This window comes from Arthrobacter sp. Bz4, from assembly GCF_003075455.1.
Lineage (GTDB): Bacteria > Actinomycetota > Actinomycetes > Actinomycetales > Micrococcaceae > Arthrobacter_D.
This window is the reverse complement of the sequence record NZ_QDAE01000046.1, coordinates 1-6,344: the sequence shown is the minus strand read 5'-3', so window position 1 is coordinate 6,344 and position 6,344 is coordinate 1. Positions and strand designations below refer to the sequence as shown.

Annotated in this window: 6 protein-coding genes; all 6 read left to right on the top strand. The window is 52.5% G+C overall.

Going from position 1 to position 6,344, the window contains the following annotated elements; all coding sequences use genetic code 11:
* Positions 1-188, top strand: a 188-nt coding sequence (locus DDA93_RS16545) for a hypothetical protein (RefSeq protein WP_207771371.1), incomplete at its 5' end; no start/stop codon positions are given.
* An 899-nt stretch (positions 189-1,087) separates the two neighbouring features.
* Positions 1,088-1,360 carry a glycosyltransferase gene (locus DDA93_RS16235; RefSeq protein WP_133185594.1) on the top strand — a complete coding sequence of 91 codons (273 nt, stop codon included), beginning with the start codon at positions 1,088-1,090 and terminating at the stop codon, positions 1,358-1,360.
* Positions 1,357-2,649: an oligosaccharide flippase family protein gene (locus tag DDA93_RS15795; RefSeq protein WP_116779284.1), complete on the top strand. Its 1,293-nt coding sequence runs from the start codon at positions 1,357-1,359 to the stop codon at positions 2,647-2,649. Before DDA93_RS16235 ends, DDA93_RS15795 begins: the two co-directional genes overlap by 4 nt.
* Positions 2,650-2,692: 43 nt before the next feature.
* Positions 2,693-3,637: a glycosyltransferase family A protein gene (locus DDA93_RS15790; RefSeq protein WP_116779283.1), complete on the top strand. Its 945-nt coding sequence runs from the start codon at positions 2,693-2,695 to the stop codon at positions 3,635-3,637.
* A 64-nt stretch (positions 3,638-3,701) separates the two neighbouring features.
* Positions 3,702-4,817 (top strand): glycosyltransferase, encoded by a 1,116-nt coding sequence (locus DDA93_RS15785; protein WP_165802663.1) that lies wholly within the window; start codon positions 3,702-3,704, stop codon positions 4,815-4,817.
* Positions 4,818-5,032: 215 nt separating this feature from the next.
* Positions 5,033-6,124 carry an O-antigen ligase family protein gene (locus tag DDA93_RS15780; protein WP_165802662.1) on the top strand — a complete coding sequence of 364 codons (1,092 nt, stop codon included), beginning with the start codon at positions 5,033-5,035 and terminating at the stop codon, positions 6,122-6,124.
* Positions 6,125-6,344: the final 220 nt, after the last annotated feature.

Genomic DNA, 6,344 nt, shown 5'->3' with positions numbered 1-6,344 from the left:
TGATGTTGATCTGTGTTCTGACTCGGGTTGACCGCAATATTTGTATTCGACCGAATCAAGCTAGGAAGCCTGAGGATCAAAATTGCCGCGAAACTCTCAATGTGACGGCGGTCAAAGATGACTACCTCGCATCAGCGTTGCGTGCCTTGGGTCTGCAACAGCGAGACGAATATGGGCACAAGATCTAAGTGCCGGTAGTCCACACCTATCAGTCAGAGGTGCGTGCGAGAAGGTCCATCATGGAGGCCGGACCATCTAACGATACGATCTTGCTGTGCGAAGTCTCGATGTCGGCCTTCGGATGTCGATTCCGGCGGCATTGGGTAAGGATCAATGGGGGTACCAAACGATGACGAAAAACCGGGTTTCTGGTGACTTGGGTAGAACCATTCGAACCGTTCGAACGCGTAAACGGGGGTTTCCTCATACGGGGTGGGCGTGGGAAGGTATCGTAGACGATTTTGAAGATCACCTGATCAAGCTGGGTGCCAAGCAGGTTGGCGACCCCAGGCCGCGTCCGTTGTTCGACCAAGTGGGCCGTGCCCTCTCCCGCGCGCGTATACCCATACCTCGCCGGCAGGATCAGCCGGTCCGGGTGGTTGCGATGATGGGTACCAAACCTCGGTTACTTTTCCCGTCAGCCTACTCAGGACAGCTTGCCCTCTTCATCTGGGATTGCTGGCCGACGGATCAAAAGCGGTGGGAAAGCATATTTCGTCATAGCAAACCGAGATACGTCTTCTTTACCTCGAGATTCGCAGCCGAGTTCTGGCGTCCGCTGCTCGCGGATGTCGAAGTGTTTTGGGCGCCCGAAGCAATCAAGCCCGCGCTATATGAATGCAAGGTACCACTCGCCAATAGAGGAACATTTCTTCTCGAGCTTGGGCGGAAGCACCACATGTTCCATAGTCAAGCAGTCGAGGCCGTCCGCGATTTGGGACTACGACATTTGTACAGCACTGCTGAACGGCCGTTCCTTTTCCCCGATCGAGCTTCACTCGTAGCAGGAATCCAGGACTCCGCCGTCATGAGCTGCTACCCTGCGTCTACTACTGATCCCGGTGGCCGGGCAGGAAGCTGGCCAACCATGACCTACCGGTACCTCGAGGCAGCTGCGGCCCGGACCCTTATCGTGGGCGAAATTCCGCAGGACATGAAGGACCTCTTTGGATTTACGCCCGGGGTTCATGTCCCGAGTGAGAAAGCAGGAGAGCACCTTAGGGAAATCGCCTCGAAATTGCCGGAGTATCAAGACCTAGTCGATAAGGTTCACCACCGGCTACACGAAGTGGCTACCTGGGATGTAAGGACGAAAGAGATATTCGGAACAATCTCAGGCGAACGCGAAACGCCATCATGAACTTATCAGGGCGTCGAATTCGAGGGGGTGCAGCCGACGCCGTCAGCGAGGGCCACCTAGGAGGATTCTGGCGAAACGTTGCGACTCTATTGGGCGGCCAAGTGAGTCGGCTGGCAGTGCAGGCTGTTTACTTTGTGCTCCTCGCGAGAGTGCTAGAACCCAGCGCTTTTGGCCTTGCCGCCGCGATTATGGCTGTTGGCGCTCTGGCGAGTCCCTTCGCCGCATTAGGACTAAACACCATTATGGTGCGTAACGTCGCCCGCAATGGGACTTCAATAGGATCGGAATGGAAACGAAGTCTTACCTATACGGCTATCGGCGGGACAGCGCTGTCGCTCCTGTTGAGTTTACTTGTACCGGTAATCATTCAAACAGATCTCCATTTCGGGATCCTTTTCATAATCCTCCTAACTGATTTGGTAGGGCTAAGGCTGATAGACCTGTCGGCCGCACTTTGGCACACGGTAGGGTCCAGCCGTCAACTGGCACTCATGCCCACCGTCATGAATCTCTTGAGAATGGCGGCTGTTATACTTTTTGCGTTGATCGTAGATGTGCCGTCTCTGAATTCATGGGCCCTGTTCTACCTGGCCTCTACGCTTCCCTTGGGGTTGGTTCTATCCGCGATAACAAGTTGGCGCCTCCGAGGTGGAAAATGGAAAATAGGGGCGTCGATGTTCGAAATTAAGGACGGTGTTTTATTCTCGATTTCGCTTTCCTCCCAAAGTGCTTTCAATGATATTGACAAAACTATGCTGGCGAATCTGCAATCGGCGAGTTCGGCCGGTTTGTATACAGCCGCATACCGTATTGTAGATATGGCATATGCTCCGATCAGGTCTATAGCAGCAGCAGCGTATCCTCGGCTATTTCGCGCTGGTGGAACGGGCCTAAATTCGACTATGGTTCTCGTGAAGAAAATTGCACCGATGGTGATCGGATTCGGCATTCTTGGAAGTTTAGGTCTATTCTTCCTTGCTCCGTACTCAACCATACTTCTAGGGGAAGATTACCAAGGCTCGGTCGAGATAATATCTTTCCTTGCACCTCTAGTGCTCTTGAGAGGCATCTCGTTCTTGGCTGCCGATGCGTTGAGTTCCAGTGGCCTGCACGGCTATCGGACAGCCGTCCAAGTAGGCTTAGTGGCAGTAAACGTCGTTCTGAATCTTCTTCTTATACCAAGCTACGGGGTCCTCGGCGCCGTCGTCTCAACCCTCATATGCGAGGTGATCCTGTCACTTGCACTCTGGGTGCGGATCGCATACGGGCTTCGAAAGGCAGATAGGTGAATGTGAATAATTTCTACCACGGCTATGTCGGTCTGAGTGCCATATGAGAAATTCTCCATCACGATTAGTCTCTATAGTTATCCCTTCGACCGGCAGGGAAACTCTAGCGAGAGCAATATCGGGAGTGAGGACGCAGACTATAAGCAACCAACTAGAAATCATTGTTGTCTTTGACGTTCCTTTTTCTGAACTGCATCCAGAAGCGGTTGCGGCTGCCGAAGGCGCTGATTTGGTTCGCTATACTTCGGGGCGGATGGGAGCGTCGGAAGCACGGAATATTGGTGTCGAATCCGCGTCATCGCCGTGGATAGCATTCCTTGACGACGATGATTTCTGGCTACCTAGAAAGCTTGAGGTCCAGCTGGAGGTGGCGCGCCAGATGGGAGTTGAGGGGCTTGTGCCGATCGTGGGGTGTCGCTTAAATATTCTGTATAGAAACGACTCACAAAAGCGAATAGACGCAGTTCCAAATAGACTCATCAGTCCTAGTCAGAGGATCGATGAGTACCTATTTAGTAGACGCCGTCCTGGAGCGGGAAGGGCTTCTTTCCTCACCTCTACAATTCTTGCTCCCACCGACCTCTGTAGAAGTGTCAAGTGGGACTCAAACTTGGCGCGCCACCAGGACTGGGATTGGTTGCTACGTGCTGCTGGACAACCGAAGGTGGCATTCGCCCAAGCGGCCGAATCGTTAGTCGATTACACTTTGGGTAGCGTCGGCTCGATATCTGCGACTAGCGACTGGATGTCTTCCTTTACGTGGGCTGTCGAAAATAGATCTCTATTGACAAAACGATCTTTTGCAGACTTCATGTGCGCCCAAACCCTACGTTACGCATTTAGCGCCCGTGATTTTGGCGGCGCCAAGAAAATTTTGAAGGAGATATGGGCGAATAAGTGTATTCCAAGCTTTGGACCAATTGTCATAGGCGCGGCAGGAATCCTTTCGCGGAGAAATATTCAGCGTGTCATGATTCGTGTCCGATGAAGATCAGTTTGGCAGAGACTCGGTGTGAGAAATGACTTCGGACCGCCCTGATCTAACTGTTGTAGTGTCGCACCTGATTCCCCGTTACGGAATTGAGAAGGTGGCGCTAGGTGTTTCACAGATGCTTGCGAGACACTATCGAGTCTCCATCTTGTCTGTCTCGGGCGATCTTCCAGCTGATCTCAATTTTCCGTCTCAAACTTTGGGGAAAAGTTTGCATGGGCTCAGCCGGGTCAAGTCCTTGGCCCGTATCTGGAAATCTTTAGACCGCAGAAATTCCGGAGTTTTCGTGCTTGTTGGCGCTTGGGTAGCGATCCCTTGGTTGATAGTAGCGGCCCTGAAGCGGACTCGTTCGACTATTATTGTTTGGGAACATTCAATTACATCGGAGCGCTTTTCTGTATCTATGAAATGGCGTGTCCTGTCCATCCTTGCTGGAATCACCTACAAACAAGCGCATGCGGTCGTCAGCGTCAGTCCGCCACTGACTCAAGATTTGGAACGGCTACTTCCTGGAAGGACCATCGTAACTATTCCCAACCCGGCCGAGTGCGAAGAAGACGAGCAAACGGTCGAGGCCAATCGGTCGGTAGAACCAAAGCTAGATGGACAAATCGGTACGCGCTTTCTGATGGTTGGATCGCTCACCGTGATGAAGCGGCATGAACTCGCGCTGAGAGCTTTTAGCCTCACGCCGAAAGATGCAAAGCTAACTATCGTTGGTGACGGGCCGGAGCTCAGTCGTCTACGGGTGCTGGCGGCAAACCTGGGAATCGCGGATAGGGTCCAATTTGCAGGATATTTGAATGATGCTGCTGTTCATGCCGAGATGTTGGGTCATGATGTGCTGTTGCACTGTTCTGTGGCGGAGACATTTGGCCTGGTGTTTCTTGAAGCGGCTTCCACACATCTGCTAGTGGTCGCGACGAAGAGCCGCACCTCAGACTACATGGTGCCAAAATTTGTCCCGGGGCTGACATCAGAAAGCGATCCGCAGTCGCTTCTGGAAGCCATGGCTCAAGTGCTGCAACCAATATCTGTCGAACTTGACCGGGAAAGACAGTTGGCACGACAGCGCCGTCGAAGCGCCTTCGGCAGCGAAATAGTTAGTGCGCTATGGGTCGAAACAATCGAAAACGCTCGGATTGCCGCAAGGCTCAGGTCAGGGGCTAACTCATGACGACGTTTGAGATCGTCCTTCCAGCCCTGGCAGTACTGGCGACGCTAGTTCTAATTAGTGCACGCCGGCACTACGGACTGGCTCGACGACAATTCGTCCCCTTCGCTCTTCTATGTCTTGTCTTCGTAGCAGGGCTTGTAAGCAGTACACAGCTCTTAGAGCGTTCACTTGCGGTCCAATTGGTCCTTCTATCCTATTTGGTGGTTAGTGCTGCCGTGCTTGTAGCCCGCGCAGCGCTTTCGAAGCAAAGGCTAGCCGCTTTCCGTTGGTCGTTGCTACTCCCAGCGATCACTTCCTTCACCTTCTTTGCAGTAAATGCGCTCAATAATTCTCAGTACTCCGACATTGTCCTATTCGGAAGATTCAGTTCGGTAATTGCCGTCCTCTCCGTAACGCTGATATCCGCGCTGTGCAAGTTCTCAGTTCGGACGATGTCGGGCGCTCTTGTTGTAGCTGTTCTTACAATGTTGATTCTGACCCCGTTTAACGGTACGAACTGGCGACCTTGCGATCGTTTCAAATGTGGTCCTTTTGGAGCAATGTTTACAGGAGTGTTTCCTTCTGAAAACGCGCTTGCGATGTTTGTTTCTGTTGCTGTAATCGCTGTATTTCTCATACCGTCTTGGTGGGTAAGGTCTGTCGCGCTTCTGCCATTGGTGTTAGCTCTATACGCAACTGAATCTCGTACATCGCAGATCGCGTTACTTGTGGGACTTGCTGTATGGGCAATGGTCCATCTAGTAGGGCGCAATCGTAGGGTGCTTGGCAGTAACGTAGATCCGATCAATCAGGCAATATTCCGGATCGGCGCTTTGGGTGCATTGGCGGTATACGTCCTTGGCTTCATCCTCATCAATAGTGCTTCCATATCTACGTTCAGCAATCGAGGTGGTATCTGGCAACGAGGGCTGAATGCTTTGGGAGATAGCTGGGTTGCTGGCGCGGGTATGGATCGATGGATATTCTTGCAGTCGGTAGGGATATTGCCGCAGTTGTTCCCACATAGCCAATACCTACTGCTTCTTTTCGGAGGTGGCGTAGTCGCGATCCTGGCGTCATTCTTGATGTTGGTTATTGCTTTTCGAAACCAGCTCCGATCAGGACACGCAGCGGGTTTTGCTAGTGGTTATATCGCCTTCCTTTGCGTCATCGGGCTCACTGAGATTTATTGGAATCCAAGTGCTTTCGACGGGTATGTTGTTGTTCTGGTGCCGCTTATATTCATGCTGCTGGCCCCGTCAGCTGCGCATGCTGAAAAGAAGGAGACTGGAGTGCAAGCTAGATCACGAGTTCTTCGCTACCGGTAGCCCCGACTCCGCGGCTATACCTGAGGCCACTCAATTTGGAACCTAGGCACGCTTTCTTGGTACGCCGGACCCTAGTGGACCGGGGTATAGGTGATCAGCTTTCGAAATTCCGACGATGATGCTGTAGCTGTATCCGGCACCACGCCCAGCGGCAGGCTCCTGAACAGTTGCAACGACCGCTAAATTCGCTGCCCGCAAAATGGCACACTATTTGAGCATT